Genomic DNA, 14,051 nt, shown 5'->3' with positions numbered 1-14,051 from the left:
GTTGGCCCTTCGCGAGCCGACCCGTTTCTCCTATACTCGACGTACCTTTGGAGGTGCGATGGCTACAAGCTGGGACACGCTGGATCGCTACGTCGTCATTTCGACGGACACCCACGCCGGGGCGGACCTTTACGACTACAAACCGTACCTGCCGGCCGGCCTGCACGAGGAGTTCGATGCGTGGGCCAAGGCCTACGCCAGCCCGTTCGACGATCTGATCGTCGCTACAGCCAACCGGAACTGGGACCACGAGCTTCGGATCGCCGAGATGGACGCCGACGGGGTGGCCGCCGAGGTCCTGCTGCCCAACACCGTTCCGCCGTTCTTCCCGACGACCCCGAACATCACCATCAGCTTGCCGCGCACGCGTGCGGAGTTCGAGCAGCGTTGGGCCGGCGTGCAGGCCCACAACCGGTGGCAGGTCGATTTCTGTTCGCTGGCGCCCGCCCGGCGGCGCGGGCTGATCCAGATCTTTCCCAATGATGTCGAGTTGGCGCTGGAGGAGATCCGCTGGGGCGCGGAGCAGGATTGCTTTGGCGGCGTGCTCATTCCGCCGGTGTCGCCCGGCGATTCGCAGGTGGCCCCGCTGTTTCACACCCGCTACGAACCACTTTGGGCGCTGTGCGCGGAATTGGACCTCACGGTGGTGCAGCACGCGGGCGCCGGCAGTCCCGAGATGCCGATGGACCAGCCGGCCTCCAACGCGGTGTTGATCACCGAAATGGCGTTGTGGGCCCAGCGGACCCTGGGTCACCTGATCCTGGCCGGGGTGTTCGAGCGCTACCCGACGCTGCGCTTCGTGCCGACCGAGCAGGGCACGCTCTGGGTGCCCGGGCAACTCGCCGTCCTCGACGCCATGGTGCCGACCATGAAGTCGGACGCGGGCAACCGCACCTATGGAATGTTCGGCGGATCGTCGGTCGACGAGCTGTCCCTGACTCCGAGCGAATACGTCCAGCGGAACTGCTATTTGGCCACCGAGCTGATGCCGTACGACGGCGAGATGATCGACTTCATGGGCCCCGATCACATCATGTGGGGCAGTGACTATCCCCACGAGGAGGGCTTTGCGCCCCACTCCACGTTGGCCATTCGTTGGGCCCTGCACGACCGGCCGGAGGACGTCTGCCGAAAGATCTTGGGCGGCAACGCCGGTCGCCTGTACCGATTCGATCTAGAAGCGCTGGCGCCGATCGCCGGCAAGATCGGGCCCACCGTCGCCGAGGTGCGGACTCCCCTCGAGGACACGGGATATCGCGCCCCGGCCGCCTTCGGCTACCGACCATTCGAAGGGGGCCTGGCCCTCAAGCGGCTGGCTCCGCAGCGGCACTAACCGGATTCGTCGCTCAGGGCGGCGCTCAGCCGGCGGGTCGCCGAAGCGAGTTGCGCCCCAAGGCCGGTGACCGCCGCGCCGCTCATCGGCTCGGCGCTGGGGACCAGGCTGAGCATCAGGGCGATGCGCGACCCGGGGCCCAGGATCGGGGAGTCGATGTGGCTCACCTCGTAGGTGCGGTCCGCGTCGAGGTCGATCGGGAACCACTCCTCCTGGTGGATCAGCTCGTCGGTCAATTCCTGCGCCAGCCGGCTCAGTCGGGTGGACCGCACCTCGGCACTGCGCACGATCAGGGCCAGTTCCTGCAGGCGCAGATCGGGCAAAAGATGCAGGCCGACCGCGTACCCACGCCGCCGGGCATTGGTGATGGCCTCGCGGTAGCGATCGCGCACGTCGTCCGGCAGCGCGGCCAGCCAGCGCTCCCGGACCTCGGGACCGGCCCAGGCAACGGTCGACGCCCCGTACGGCGGACGGTGCGGGAACTGGGTGCCGATCGGCATCGGGTGACCGCCGCCGCGACGGCTCCGGACCTGATCGACGACGGTGGAGTAGTCCTCGCTCACCGAGAAGGCCACGCAGTGCGCGCCCGTCGCGGCCGACAGCTCGGCCATCGCGGAGCGGGCCAACACCAGCGCCGGGTAGCGGCCCGCGGCCTCGCGGCCGAGCCGGACCAGAGCGGGACCGAGGTGGTAGGTCTTGCGCACCGGGTCGCGCAGCAGCCAGCCGGCCCGCAGTAGCTCGGACAACATCGAGTGGCAGCTGGCCTTGTGCACGCTCAAGTGGCGCGACACCTCGGCCAATGTCATCCCGCGGCTCCCGTCGCCCGCCAGCTGCTCGAACAGGTTCACCACCCGTTCGGTCTGCGGGGAGGGGCGCGGGGCCATGGCCCCAATGGTCGCATAATGCGACTGCTTGCGGTGATATAAGCGACCATGTGACCATGACCACAATGGAAGACCTGCGGGGCAAGGTGGCGGTCGTGACCGGCGGGGCCGGGGGCATCGGCCGGGCCATGGGCCGCCGTTTCGGCCGCGAGGGCATGAGGGTGGTGCTGGCCGACGTCCTCGCCGAACCCCTCGAGGAGGCGACCCGGGCGCTCGCGGACGAGGGCATCGAGGCCGCCGGGGTTCTCACCGACGTCACCGACTATTCCTCGGTCGAGTCGCTGGCCAAGGAGGCGGTCTCGCGCTTCGGCGCGGTCCACGTGGTGTGCAACAACGCCGGCACCGGCGGCGTCTCCGAGGGCTACATGTGGGAGCACGACCTGGCCGACTGGCGCTGGGGGATCGACGTCAACGTGCTCGGCGTCATCCACGGCATCAAGGCGTTCGTGCCGCTCCTGCTCGAGCAGGGCGAGGGACACGTGGTCAACACCTGTTCGGGCAACGGCGGGTTCGCCCCGATCGCCCGGGGCGCCATGGGCGGACCGGCCACCGCGGTCTACCCGATGACCAAGGCGGCAGTGCTCTGCCTCACCGAGAGCCTCTACACCCACCTGGAGATGGCGGGGAAGGGCGTCCGGGCGCACGTCCTGTTCCCCGGCGGCTTTTTGAACACCGGCATCTGGGAGTCGTGGCGGCATCGCCCGGAGCGCTACGCCGCGACCCAGCAACGTCACACGCCCGAGCAGACACTGGACAAGGTCGTGGCCCGCTTCGAGGCCGCCGGCGCGCACGTCGAGTTCACCCCGCTCGAGACCGTCGCCGACCAGGTGGTGGAGGGGATTCGCGCGGACCGCTTCTGGATGATGGGCCCGCCCACCCCGGCCGATCAGGTGGTGAGCGCCAAGGCGGCCTCGATCCTTTCCCGCGGCGCGCCCGACTACCTCGTCGACGTCCTCGGGCGGCACGCCGAAAACAGTGAAGGAGGAAAGCGTTGAACACCAACGTCATTCGCTACGGTCCTCGCCCGCCCGAGGCGCAGGTGGACCACGAGATCGATGCCACCAAGGCGCCCATCGCCACCGAGGCGGTGACCGTCACCTACCTTACCGATCCGGAGATCGTCGCGGCCGTGCTGCCCCGCCCGCTGCAGCCCGCGGCCGAACCACTGGTGCGCATCCAGCTGCAGCGGGTGCGGATCGAGGGCATGGCGCCCTTCGGGTCGGCGGTGTTCTCGGTGACCGCCCGGCACGGCGACGTCGAGGGCGACTACCCGCTCTTCATGCCCCAGTCCACCGAACAGTCGGTCACCGGCGGGCGCGAAACATTCGGCGAGCCTAAGAAATTGGCCCGCATCGAGGTGGAGCGTGACGGCGATCGCGTCACCGCCACCGTGGACCGGCTGGGCTATGCGCTCATCAGGCTGAGCGGACAGATCACCGGCCCGGCGGAGTTGCCCCCCGACCAGATGAACACCGAGTTCTACTTCAAGTTCCTGCGGGCCCCCGACGGCAGCGGCATCACCGACCCCCACCTGGTCCATGGCGAGTACCACCGCCACTACGAGCTGCTGGAGAACATCGACGGCACCCTCGAGCTGGGGGAGTCGCCGTTGGATCCGGTGGCCGACATCGTCGTTCGTCAGATCAGGTCGATCACCTGGTGTCGGCGGCGCACCGTCCAGGTGGGCCGGATCGCGGCGCGGGTGCCGCAGGAGTGGCTGCTGCCCTATGTGCACCAGCGCTACGACGACGTCGCCCTGCTCGCCGCCCCGAGGCCCGAGCCGGCGCGGGCCTGACCCATGGACCGCTACACCGTCATTTCGGCCGACTGCCACGCCGGCGCCGACCTGCTCGCCTACCGCGAGTACCTCGACCCCCAGTACCGGGACGAATTCGACGGCTGGGCAAAGACATACGTCAACCCGTTCGGTGATCTCACCGAGCCCGAGGCCGAGCGCAACTGGAACAGCGATCGTCGCAACGCCGACCTGGATTCCGAAGGCATTGCGGGGGAAGTCATTTACCCCAACACCGTGCCGCCGTTCTTTCCCCAGGCGAGCCTGGCCGCCCCGCCACCCGAGACCGCTCGCGAGCTCGAGCTGCGCTGGGCCGGCCTGCGCGCGCACAATCGCTGGCTCGCCGACTTCTGCTCGGCCTCGCCCGAGCGGCGCGCCGGGGTGGGCCAGATCCTGCTGCCGGACATCGACGAGGCCATCGCCGAGGTGGCGCAGATCGCCAAGCTGGGCCTGCGCGGCGGGGTGCTGCTGCCCGGGATCGCCCCGGGCACGGGCATTCCCGCGCTCTACGCCGAGCACTGGGAGCCGCTCTGGGCGGCGTGCGCGGAGGCCGGCCTGGTGGTCAACCACCACGGCGGCAACGCCGGGCCGAGCCCGACGGACGGGTGGGGCAGCTCGTTCGCGGTGTGGGTGTACGAGACGCACTGGTGGGCGCATCGGGCGTTGTGGCACTTGATCTTCAGTGGCGCGCTGGATCGCCATCCGGACCTCACCGTGGTCTTCACCGAGCAGGGCGCGGGATGGATCCCGGCGACGCTCGACTCGCTCGACGTGGCGGCGGCCCGATACGGGCGGGAGAACTCGGCGATCGCCCGGTTCGCCGGGCCCACCGCCGGCTCGCTGAGCCTCAAGCCGAGCAAATTCTGGGCCCGCCAGTGTTACGTCGGCGCCAGTTTCATGCGTCCCGTCGAGTGCGCCGAGCGGCACCGCATCGGCGTCGACCGCATCATGTGGGGAAGCGACTACCCGCACTACGAGGGCACCGCCCCCTATACGCGGGAAGCGTTGCGCCACACCTTCTCCGGCGTCCCGGCCGAGGAGGTGGCGGCCATTTTGGGCGGGAACGCGGCCACCGTGTACGGCTTCGACCTCGAGGTTCTCGCGCCGCTCGTCGAGCGGATCGGCCCGACCGTGGCCGAGGTCGCCGAGCCGCTGGACACCGTGCCCGCCGACGCGCGCAGCACCGTCTTCGAACCCGACCCCATCCGTGCCTGGTAAGGAAGGACCGCCCGTGAACCCCTACATCATCATCTCCGCGGACACCCACGCCGAACTCCCCACCGAGCGGTACCGCGAGTACGTCGACCCCGAGTACCGCGAGGACTTCGAGGCCTACCTGGCCGAGAAGACCGCCGCGGCGCAGGCAGGCGGATTCATCGACGAGGAGTTCGCGCAGGAGTGGTTCTCCGAGCACGGCGACGGCATCGCCGGGGGATGGGACGTCGGCCTGCGCGACAGGGAACTCGACGGCGACGGGGTGGTCGGCGAGGTCATCTTCCCCGACGCCGACGCCGTGACCGGGGTCGCCGGCGCCCCGTTCGGCGCCGGACTGGGCCAGTCGGGCGACCTCGACCCGGGGCGCGCCATGGCCGGGGCGCGGGCCCACAACCGCTGGCTGGCCGAACTGTGCAGCCACAGCCCCGAGCGGCGCGCCGGGGTGGCGGTGGTGCCGATACTGGCCGACGTCGACGCGGCGGTCGCCGAGATCACCCGAGCGGCGGAATCCGGACTGCGCGGCGGGATCCTGATCCCGGCGCGCTGGGTCGGCTACCCGCCGTATCACGATCGTCGCTACGACAAGGTCTGGGCCGCCTGTCAGGACCTGCAGATGCCGATCCACACCCATTCCGGTCCCGCCCCGCAGGAGGAGTACGGCGGGCACCTGGGCATCTACGTGACCGAGGTGCGCTGGTGGGGCGCCCGGCCCCTGTGGTTCGCGCTGTGGTCGGGCGTGTTCGAGCGCTTCCCCGGGCTGCGCTGGGGGGTCACCGAGTGCGGCGCGTTCTGGGCCAACGATCTGCTCTGGCTGATGGACACGCGGTATTTGCGTGAGCACTCGGCCAAGAAGATGAGCCATCTGATGGAGGGCGACCTGACGATGCCGCCGTCGGCCTACTTCGACCGGAACTGCTTCATCGGGGCCACCACCACCGAACGCCGGGAGCTGGCACGCCGCTACGAGATCGGCGTATCGAACATACTGTGGGGCAACGACTTTCCCCATCCGGAGGGTACCTGGCCGCATACCCGCGACTGGCTGCGCCGCTCCTTCTGGGACATTCCCGTCGAGGAGACCCGCCAGATGCTAGGCCTGGCGGCGGCCGAGGTCTACAACTTCGACCTCGGGGCCCTCGCCTCGCTGGCCGAGCGCATCGGCCCGACCCCCGAGGACCTCGGCCAGGACGATGCGGTCAGCATCCCCAAGTGGGAGGCGGCACGACAGGTCGGACGCCACTGGCTGACGGACGCGGAGCCGATCCCCGATCTCGTGCAGAACTGAATAGTTCCAGGGGTCTCGGCGCCTACTCCAGAGCGCGCCGCCAGGGCGGTATTCCGTTGCGGCGCAGCGTATCTGACCGACGCGTGAGGCCGCCGCGTCCGCGAATGCGCTTGCGTGGCCGCGGGAGGCATTGCCAGCCGTGAAAGGATGGCGATGATGACCACGGTATCTGCGGAATTACCCGTTGCACCGGTGCTGATGGGTTGAGCGTGCCCCTGAAACGCGTTGACGAACTGAAGCCCGGAGACAGGATCCGCATGAAGGTCGGGCACGCCACCGTCGTCGCGACGGAACCCCTCGACGACGACCGCACCCTGCTCACCTTTACCTACGGGACCAAAGCACCCGCCGACAGCAGCCTCACCGTGGACGTCCTCGACGATGACGACTGGGGTTGGTAAGCGAGGATTACGGCTCGGGTGGCGGTGCAGGTGGGTTGTCCCAACTTCCCGGCGTGCCGGCGGGCACCTGCATTCCGAGCCAGTTGCACGGCATCATCGATCGCCACGCGATGAACGCGCACTGCTGTTCGGGTGTCAACGGGCTAGGCCCCGCGCAGGGCGGCGTTCCCGCCGTCCCGCATATCGGGTCGGCCGCGGCGGGTGGTGACGCGGCGAATGTGGCGACGGCGATCATCGGCGCGATGGCCGCGATGAATGTGGTGACGAAACGTCGGGTGCGATGCATGGCCACCTCGAATCTGTAGCTCCGTGCGCAGATCGTAACCCCAGGCCCCGGCGCCGGGTGGCCGTTTGAGTGCACCCGGGCGAGCCCGGGAATCGGAGGGCATCGGCCACGGCGGAGCACGGCAGTGACTTGCGGCGCGTCGCCGGATGTAGCTAACTTGGACGACCCTCGGGTGGGGGTAGCGTCATAGCTGGTGTGGAGAATTATCAGCTAGGTTTTCGGGCGGAGCGATGCAGCTGAAGTGGCTCAGCGTGGCCGATCTGATCGCCCGGGCCGGTGGAGACCCCTGGGCGATCAACCAGAGCCTGCAGGCGGGCAGCCCGGCTCAGATTTCGAGTCTGGCGGAAGCCTTCCACGGCGCGGGTCGGCACACGGCGGAAGCCGACCACGCCTTTGAGCAAGCCAGGAAGCGCTTTGATGCGGCCTGGAACCACCAGAATGGCGACCACCCGATCAACGACTCCGCTGAAGTGCAGCGGGTCATCAAGTCCCTGGGTGCGCAATCCGAGCAGTTACCCAAAATCGGTAGCGATCTGGAGAACATCGCCGCCGCGTTGGCCGAGGCGCAGAAAGCCGGAGCTCAACGAATCTCCACGCTGGAACACGCGCTGCAGGGACTCGACCACATCATCGACGCGGCGCAGCACGACCTGCAATACGGCCACCCCGACGCGAAAACCGAGGCCTTTCTGAAGAAGCTGATCGACGACGCGAAAGCCGACGCGGCCGATGACGTCCGGGATGCTCTTGGCGACCTGCAGTCGATTCGTGACGGCTACTCGGCCACGCTGCAAAACTGTTTGGGCAATTTGCGCACCGATGGCTACGTCCCGAACATCCTGGCGCCAGTTGACGCCGACACCGAGATCCCCCCGCCGAACGCCAGTCCCGAGGACGTCAACCGCTGGTGGACATCCCTGACCCCCCAGCAGCGGCAGCGATTCATGGCCGAGCACCCCGACCAAATCGGCAACCTCAACGGCGTCCCCATTCTGGCGCGCAACGACGCCAACCTCACGGTGATGAACCAGGACCTCGACCGCGTGCGGGGCATCGCCAGCCGCAACGGTGTCTCGGTGGATGACGTGCTTCGCGACCCCGCGAAGTTCGGTTTGTCGGCCACGGATGTGACCCGCTACCAGAACGCCAACGAGACCAAGCTAGGCCTCGACCACGACGCGGGAGACCCGCTTCACCCGAAACCGGTCTACCTATTCGCTTATGATCCAACGGCATTCGGCGGCAAGGGCCGTGCGGCGATCGCGATCGGCAACCCCGACACCGCCAAGAACACCGCGGTGATCGTGCCGGGCACGAGCAGCAGCGTGAAAGGCGGCTGGCTACACGACGGCCACAACGACGCGATCAACCTGTTCGAACAGGCTAACGCCGCCGATCCCCATAACCCGACGGCGGTGATCGCGTGGATGGGCTACGACGCCCCCAACGGATTCGATGACGTCCAGCGCATCTCCACGCCGGCGCTGGCTCGCGCGGGCAGTGCGTCGCTGGCCCAGGACGTCAACGGTTTGTGGGCGACGCACCTCGGGGCGGGCCAGCATGTCACCGTGTTGGGCCACTCGTACGGTTCGACCACCGTCGCGGACGCCTTCGCCATGCACAACATGCACGCCAACGACGCCGTGCTATTGGGCTGCCCCGGAACCGACATGGCCCGCAGCGCCGAACAATTCCACCTCGACGGTGGACACGTCTTCGTGGGGGATGCCTCCACCGATCCGGTCGGCATGCTCGGTCACCTCGACGGCGCGAGCAAGAAGCTCTTCGGCGAGAACTTCTTCGGCACCAACCCCAGCCTGGGTACCGACCCCGCGGTCGACGGGTTCGGGTCGGTACGCTTCCGCGCCGAGGTCCCCGGCTCCGATGGCATCAATCCCCATGACCACTCGTACTACTACCACCGGGGCAGCGAAGCCCTCTATGGCATGTCCGACATCGTCTCCGGCCACGGTGACCAACTACAAGCCGACGGCATGACCGCCGATCATCGCCATTCGTTGGGTGGCGTACAGGTCAGGATCCCCGGCCTGCCCCCGGTCACCATCGGCCCGCACACGCCCGCCGTCATCGACCCGGAGTGGGAGCGCTCGCCAGGATCTATCACCGACAACCATGTTTTCGATGCTCAACACCACCATTGAGGAACAACGTATGCCGTTGCGCCAAGCGCTGATCAGTTCGCTAGTGGTCGTCGCCGTGTTGTTAGGAGGTTGCGCGCCAGTGCTACACAAACCACATGCCGCGGGATCGACGAATCCGTACGAGGATACGGCCCATCCCATGAGCGACGATCAGACCAAGGCGCAGGTGATCGAGCCGGCCAAGCAGATCGTCGCCGCCGCGAAGCTGGAGGGAGTCAGCGGGGCATTCTCGTTCGCCTCGTGCAACGACCAAGGGGATCCGCCGTTTCAGGGCACCGTCACGCTCAGCTTCCTGATCCACGGGGACCCCGATGCGTATTTCCAGCAAGTACGCGCGGCGATGATCGCGCAGGGCTGGAACGAGGGGGCGCCACCGGGACAGCACTACCACGGCGCCTCGCTGAACAAAGACGGCGTGGCCGCCAGCATCAGCTACATGCCGTCCGACCACGCCTACGGGCAGATCATCCTCGATGGCCAATGCCGAAACATGGGCAACCACAAGGGCGAAGGCCAATGGACCAACATCAACGATCAGCTGGCGGCTCGATAGGGTTCTTTGCCGACCGGCTTGTCAGGACCCGATAGGTGCTAGCACTGTGGGGAGCGACCTTGAATCCCTGCACCGATCATGCCTAAGGGGCAGATCCATTGTGGGACAACGCGAGAGGGACTGCCAACCGCCAGGAATTCCTGGCTCTTCCGACCCTTCGGACTAGTCGCCACGCTTGGTGGCGTGATTGACGAGGTGTGACGACGAGACACCTCGAGCGTGCGCCGGGAATCTCAGGGTAAGGCGTTGGCCTGGCTAGTTGGCTGCCGCCGACGGATAATACGAGGTTATCCCGCATGAAAGGTAAGGAGTGATGACCGACACCGCTTCCACCACATCACGAACTCCGACCGGCCCGACGTGGACTCGCTGGCTTTACCGAATCCTCGCCATCGTCGGCATCGGCGTCGGCATCGTTGTCATCATCGCCGTCGTCTATCTCCTCTTCGCTAAGTCGGACTGCTGCTCCATGATGAAAGCGGACCCGCCGGCTGCCCAGTCGAAGGATTGCTGTGCCTCAATGATGAAAGGCATGAAAATGCCGATGGAGAACAGGCCGAGCATGTCGCCGATGCCGAACATGCCCATGCCCGCCCCCGGCCGGTGAATGCCCTGGGGCCGGAGTCAGTCGGAATCTGAGCCGCCCATCACTGCAACCGCAAGTCCCGGCCCCGGCGCCCGCTGAAAAGGCGGCACGTATTCGACGTCGCACGCTCAAGGTGTGGGAGGGTTTCGTCGCGAGCATGACTCGCCACGCAATCGGCGATGTCCCTCTCGGCGCTCGCGCATGCCAGTTACATGAGATTGTCTCGATGCCCAGCTACGGCGGATAAGCAGTACCGATGTGGTGCGCGATACTGGGATTGAACCAGTGACCTCTTCCGTGTCAGGGAAGCGCTCTCCCGCTGAGCTAATCGCGCCGGGGAAACCAAAAGCTTGGAGGTGGAGACGGGAATCGAACCCGTGTGCACGGCTTTGCAGGCCGTTGCCTCACCACTCGGCCACTCCACCGTTGGGGTCCACGCCACTTGCACCTTCGAGCGGATGACGGGATTCGAACCCGCGACCCTCACCTTGGCAAGGTGATGCGCTACCAACTGCGCTACATCCGCGCGCCTCGGACGAGATCGTCGCCCGGTGCGAAGCACGACGATAGTCCACGTGAGCGGGCACATACAAATTTCTTGGTACGAGCCGTGTCTAGGCTATCGCGTCGCGCCCGGCATGCCGATGCGGTCGGTATCGTCGGGGTCTGCACGTGCTAGTCTTCGACGTCGTTCGCCATCTCGGCGCCGGTCCCGTGGCTCAGTGGGAGAGCGTCCGCTTCACACGCGGAAGGTCGCTGGTTCGATCCCAGCCGGGACCACACATCGACCCAGGTCACTGAGCAGTTCCCCCCTGATCCACCTCTGCTCCCTCGCCTTCTCGCGCGATAGCGTCCTGACCCCAACCGATGTTTCCTGGTCCTGATAGCGGCCCGCTTGGTGCGCCGTGTCGGGTTAACCGCTCGGCGAGACGAAGTCGCGGCCACAAGCCCCGAGGCCACGCTGCCCTTGCCGGAACGCGCCCGCTGGGCCACCATGAACCGCGTGAGTAAGGTAACCCTAACTACCGAGCTGCCGATCCCCGCCGAGACCGCCGCCGCCCTGGCGCGCAAGCCCGAGCTGATGCGCCATGTGTTGAGCCCCGTGCTGCGGACCTATCGCCTCGACGTCCCCGAGCGCATCGAGGTCGGCACCCAGGGATCGGCGCGGTTCTGGTGGTTCGGCGTGATCCCCGCCTGGACCCACCACCTCACCATCAAGCGCCTCGAACCGACCGAGATCTACACCAACGAGCACGGGGGACCGGTCCGCACGTGGAACCACCGCCTGACGTTTGAACCCATCGACGAGCGCAGCTGCCGCTACACCGACGAGATCGAAACCGACGACGGCCTGCATGGCCTACTGACCCGCGCCTTCGTCCGGCTCATGTTTCGCCACCGGCATCGGCGATGGCGAAAGCTCGCGCAGATCCTGCGATAACGCGAGCGGCTTCGCGAAAAGCCCGCATCCATCAACGAATAGCGCTTCCGATCCGAACGACTATTACCCGCCCGCGCGACGGGTACAGCTGTAGAGGACGACTCACAGCAACAGAGGAAGGGATCATGGGAGACACGGCTCGAGATCCGCTCGACCATCAACGGTCCAGCCGCCCGCGGGTTGGCCAAGCCCTGAAAAATCCCGCCAAAGCCCCGGGTGTGCTTCTGGGGGGGCCGGAGTCGTGGCGTTGGCAATCTGTCTCGCGTGCTTCGCTGACGGCCGGGTTGGCGCCGGAGTCGCCGCCGCGGCGGTGTCGTTGCTGACGGCCGCGGCGGGGCTGGCGTGGCTGACGAGGGAAGCGCGCCGCCTGCGCGAGCTCGAACGCCAGCACACGAGCACCGGGAGCCGCGGCCGGCCCTGAACCCGCAATCGGGGTGGCGCCCGGCCCCGCGGATACTGTAAGAGCTACAGTAGCGGCGCCGACCCGAGAGGAGCCCCGTGCCTCAGAATCCCCCGACAGCGCCCCGCCCTCCCGAGGGAGACTGGCTGGGCACGCCCTATCTGCGCTTCGAGCGCCAGGGACCGATCGCGGTGTGCACCATCGACCGCCCCGACGCGCGCAACGCCCTGAGCCCGGCGATGTACTTCGGAATCCGTTATGCCGTAGGACGTCTCAACGAGGACCCGGATCTGGCCGGGCTGGTGCTCACCGGAACCGGCGATGTCTTCGCGCCCGGCGGCGACATGGGCGGCGGGGGAGGCGAGGACAACTGGATCACCTTCGGTTCCGCGCTGGGCATGGACGTGACGCCGTTCGACGCGGTGCGCACTTCGGCCAAGCCCATCGTCTCCGCGGTCAACGGACTCTGCCAGGGCGGCGGATTCCAGATCGCGCTGTGCAGCGACCTGTCGGTGGTGAGCGATCGGGCGACCTTCCGGGTGCCCGAGTTGTTCCGCGGCTACGCCGACACCTACTACAGCCAGATGCTCACCCGCGTCATCGGGCCGGTGCGCACCCGCGACCTCATGTTCACCGGACGGGTGCTGACCGCGGTCGAAGCCCTCGACTGGGGCCTGGTCACCCGGGTGGTGCCGCACGAGGGCCTGCTGGACGCGGCGAAAGACCTACTCGCGCAATGCTGTCGGACCGCGCCGCGCGCCCGCGGCGTCATCAAGTCCAGCATCGACAGTTACCTCGGCCTGTATGACCGCATCGGCATGACCTCCAGCCTGTCCGACGCCGAGGCCATCGAGGGCTTCCGCTCGTTCAAGGAACGCCGCTCGCCCGACTGGGTGCATCCGGAACTGCGCGTCGAGGGACGCCTATAACTCGATCCATTCCCCGTGGGGCGCAACCTTCAGCAGGCTGCTGATGCCGGCCTGATCGAACGCGGCGACGAATTCGTCGAGGCCCTCGCTGAAGTGGGCCCAGCCGTCGACGTGAGCCGGGATCACCGCCTTGGCGCCGAGCACCTCGGCGGCGGCGGCCGCGCGCGCCGCGGTCAGCGTCAACGGCCGCCCGCGCTCCTTGGTGGGCACGCTCGCCGCCCCGGCGAACAGCACCGCGATGTCGACCTGCCCGACCCGATCGGCGACGTCCTTGACCGCGCTCATCGAGGCGTTGTCGCCGCTGAGGTACACCGTCGGCAGCCCGGGCCCCGATAGCACAAAGCCGGTCACCTCGCAGTTGACGTGGCCGCCGTCGTCCCGTTGCCCGTCGGCGGGGCCGTGCACGGCGGGAACCGCTTGCGCGGTAAGCGATCCGGTCCCGCCGCCAAGCTCGTGGGAGTCCCAGGGCGCCAACCCGACCGCGGGCGGGCCCAGCCGGGCGGCCGCCCCGGGATGGGTGAGCAGCAGCGGCGCGGCCAGCGCCATGCGTCGGCCATCGTCGTCGAAGTTGTCGGGATGCTGGTCGTGGCTGACCAACACCGCATCCACCGCGCCCAGGGCGTCGGCGTTCACCGCGGGACCGGTCAGCTTGGTCAGGTAGGCGTGCACCCCGGGCGGGTCGAAGGTCGGGTCCATCACGATCCTGCGGCCCGCGATGTCGATCACCGTCGTCGGACCGCCCAGCACACTGATCGCGCAGTCACGCCGCTGCGCGTCCACA

General features: G+C 67.7%; 14 protein-coding genes and 4 tRNA genes. 12 read left to right on the top strand and 6 right to left on the bottom strand.

Annotation, left to right across the window (positions count from 1 at the left end):
* Window positions 1–58: 58 nt before the first annotated feature.
* Entirely contained in the window at window positions 59–1,333 is a 1,275-nt protein-coding gene (locus tag W7S_RS16845; protein WP_008258467.1) for an amidohydrolase family protein, read from the top strand.
* On the opposite strand, the gene W7S_RS16840 is transcribed toward W7S_RS16845, so the two are convergent.
* Window positions 1,330–2,217 (bottom strand): IclR family transcriptional regulator, encoded by an 888-nt coding sequence (locus tag W7S_RS16840; RefSeq protein WP_008258464.1) that lies wholly within the window; start codon window positions 2,215–2,217, stop codon window positions 1,330–1,332. The two genes, W7S_RS16845 and W7S_RS16840, sit on opposite strands and share 4 nt — an antisense overlap.
* Before the next feature lie 65 nt (window positions 2,218–2,282).
* On the opposite strand from W7S_RS16840, the gene W7S_RS16835 reads away from it, so the two are divergent.
* The 5 genes from W7S_RS16835 to W7S_RS27195 all read left to right on the top strand — a co-directional run bounded on the left by W7S_RS16835 (window position 2,283) and on the right by W7S_RS27195 (window position 6,913).
* Window positions 2,283–3,212 (top strand): SDR family NAD(P)-dependent oxidoreductase, encoded by a 930-nt coding sequence (locus tag W7S_RS16835; protein WP_008258457.1) that lies wholly within the window; start codon window positions 2,283–2,285, stop codon window positions 3,210–3,212.
* Entirely contained in the window at window positions 3,209–4,012 is an 804-nt protein-coding gene (locus W7S_RS16830; RefSeq protein ID WP_008258456.1) for an acetoacetate decarboxylase family protein, read from the top strand. Before W7S_RS16835 ends, W7S_RS16830 begins: the two co-directional genes overlap by 4 nt.
* Window positions 4,013–4,015: 3 nt before the next feature.
* Window positions 4,016–5,230, top strand: coding sequence for an amidohydrolase family protein (locus W7S_RS16825; protein WP_014712038.1), 1,215 nt, complete (start codon window positions 4,016–4,018; stop codon window positions 5,228–5,230).
* Between the two features lie 13 nt (window positions 5,231–5,243).
* Entirely contained in the window at window positions 5,244–6,512 is a 1,269-nt protein-coding gene (locus W7S_RS16820; protein ID WP_008258454.1) for an amidohydrolase family protein, read from the top strand.
* A 257-nt stretch (window positions 6,513–6,769) separates the two neighbouring features.
* On the top strand, window positions 6,770–6,913 hold the full coding sequence (locus W7S_RS27195; RefSeq protein WP_014382892.1) for a hypothetical protein: 144 nt from the start codon (window positions 6,770–6,772) through the stop codon (window positions 6,911–6,913).
* A 7-nt stretch (window positions 6,914–6,920) separates the two neighbouring features.
* Here the strand turns inward: W7S_RS27195 and W7S_RS27890 are convergent, their stop codons facing one another.
* Entirely contained in the window at window positions 6,921–7,205 is a 285-nt protein-coding gene (locus W7S_RS27890) for a hypothetical protein (RefSeq protein ID WP_196771124.1), read from the bottom strand.
* Window positions 7,206–7,429: 224 nt separating this feature from the next.
* On the opposite strand from W7S_RS27890, the gene W7S_RS16810 reads away from it, so the two are divergent.
* From W7S_RS16810 to W7S_RS27190, 3 genes are all read left to right on the top strand, one after another.
* Window positions 7,430–9,361, top strand: a complete 1,932-nt coding sequence (locus tag W7S_RS16810) for an alpha/beta hydrolase (RefSeq protein ID WP_008258451.1) — start codon at window positions 7,430–7,432, stop codon at window positions 9,359–9,361.
* A complete protein-coding gene (locus W7S_RS16805) occupies window positions 9,342–9,914 on the top strand; it encodes a hypothetical protein (RefSeq protein WP_026071302.1) in 573 nt (190 codons plus the stop codon). The genes W7S_RS16810 and W7S_RS16805 overlap by 20 nt, the downstream gene beginning before the upstream one ends.
* A 313-nt stretch (window positions 9,915–10,227) precedes the next feature.
* Entirely contained in the window at window positions 10,228–10,521 is a 294-nt protein-coding gene (locus W7S_RS27190) for a hypothetical protein (protein WP_162494287.1), read from the top strand.
* A 238-nt stretch (window positions 10,522–10,759) separates the two neighbouring features.
* On the opposite strand, the gene W7S_RS16800 is transcribed toward W7S_RS27190, so the two are convergent.
* The 3 genes from W7S_RS16800 to W7S_RS16790 all read right to left on the bottom strand — a co-directional run bounded on the left by W7S_RS16800 (window position 10,760) and on the right by W7S_RS16790 (window position 11,026).
* A tRNA-Val gene (locus tag W7S_RS16800) sits at window positions 10,760–10,834 on the bottom strand.
* Between the two features lie 17 nt (window positions 10,835–10,851).
* Window positions 10,852–10,925 (bottom strand) — tRNA-Cys (locus tag W7S_RS16795).
* 28 nt (window positions 10,926–10,953) lie between these two features.
* A tRNA-Gly gene (locus W7S_RS16790) sits at window positions 10,954–11,026 on the bottom strand.
* Window positions 11,027–11,208: 182 nt separating this feature from the next.
* On the opposite strand from W7S_RS16790, the gene W7S_RS16785 reads away from it, so the two are divergent.
* From W7S_RS16785 to W7S_RS16770, 3 genes are all read left to right on the top strand, one after another.
* A tRNA-Val gene (locus W7S_RS16785) sits at window positions 11,209–11,280 on the top strand.
* Window positions 11,281–11,494: 214 nt separating this feature from the next.
* On the top strand, window positions 11,495–11,941 hold the full coding sequence (locus W7S_RS16780; protein ID WP_008258408.1) for a hypothetical protein: 447 nt from the start codon (window positions 11,495–11,497) through the stop codon (window positions 11,939–11,941).
* Between the two features lie 498 nt (window positions 11,942–12,439).
* On the top strand, window positions 12,440–13,270 hold the full coding sequence (locus W7S_RS16770; protein WP_008258406.1) for an enoyl-CoA hydratase/isomerase family protein: 831 nt from the start codon (window positions 12,440–12,442) through the stop codon (window positions 13,268–13,270).
* Here W7S_RS16770 and W7S_RS16765 read toward each other — a convergent pair.
* On the bottom strand, window positions 13,265–14,050 hold the full coding sequence (locus tag W7S_RS16765; protein WP_008258404.1) for an MBL fold metallo-hydrolase: 786 nt from the start codon (window positions 14,048–14,050) through the stop codon (window positions 13,265–13,267). The two genes, W7S_RS16770 and W7S_RS16765, sit on opposite strands and share 6 nt — an antisense overlap.
* Window position 14,051: the final 1 nt, after the last annotated feature.

It is taken from the genome of Mycobacterium sp. MOTT36Y (genome assembly GCF_000262165.1).
Classification (GTDB): Bacteria; Actinomycetota; Actinomycetes; order Mycobacteriales; family Mycobacteriaceae; genus Mycobacterium; species Mycobacterium intracellulare.
Note: the sequence above shows the minus strand (reverse complement) of the source record. Positions and strands in the feature narration are given on the sequence as shown.

What these genes read in the sequence shown, in the direction of transcription:
- W7S_RS16845 (WP_008258467.1), top strand. Translation starts at nt 59, where the DNA reads ATGGCTACAAGCTGGGACACGCTGGATCGCTACGTCGTCATTTCGACG.
- W7S_RS16840 (WP_008258464.1), bottom strand. Translation starts at nt 2,217, where the DNA reads ATGGCCCCGCGCCCCTCCCCGCAGACCGAACGGGTGGTGAACCTGTTC.
- W7S_RS16835 (WP_008258457.1), top strand. Translation starts at nt 2,283, where the DNA reads ATGGAAGACCTGCGGGGCAAGGTGGCGGTCGTGACCGGCGGGGCCGGG.
- W7S_RS16825 (WP_014712038.1), top strand. Translation starts at nt 4,016, where the DNA reads ATGGACCGCTACACCGTCATTTCGGCCGACTGCCACGCCGGCGCCGAC.
- W7S_RS27195 (WP_014382892.1), top strand. Translation starts at nt 6,770, where the DNA reads ATGAAGGTCGGGCACGCCACCGTCGTCGCGACGGAACCCCTCGACGAC.
- W7S_RS16810 (WP_008258451.1), top strand. Translation starts at nt 7,430, where the DNA reads ATGCAGCTGAAGTGGCTCAGCGTGGCCGATCTGATCGCCCGGGCCGGT.
- W7S_RS16805 (WP_026071302.1), top strand. Translation starts at nt 9,342, where the DNA reads ATGCTCAACACCACCATTGAGGAACAACGTATGCCGTTGCGCCAAGCG.
- W7S_RS27190 (WP_162494287.1), top strand. Translation starts at nt 10,228, where the DNA reads ATGACCGACACCGCTTCCACCACATCACGAACTCCGACCGGCCCGACG.
- W7S_RS16780 (WP_008258408.1), top strand. Translation starts at nt 11,495, where the DNA reads ATGAACCGCGTGAGTAAGGTAACCCTAACTACCGAGCTGCCGATCCCC.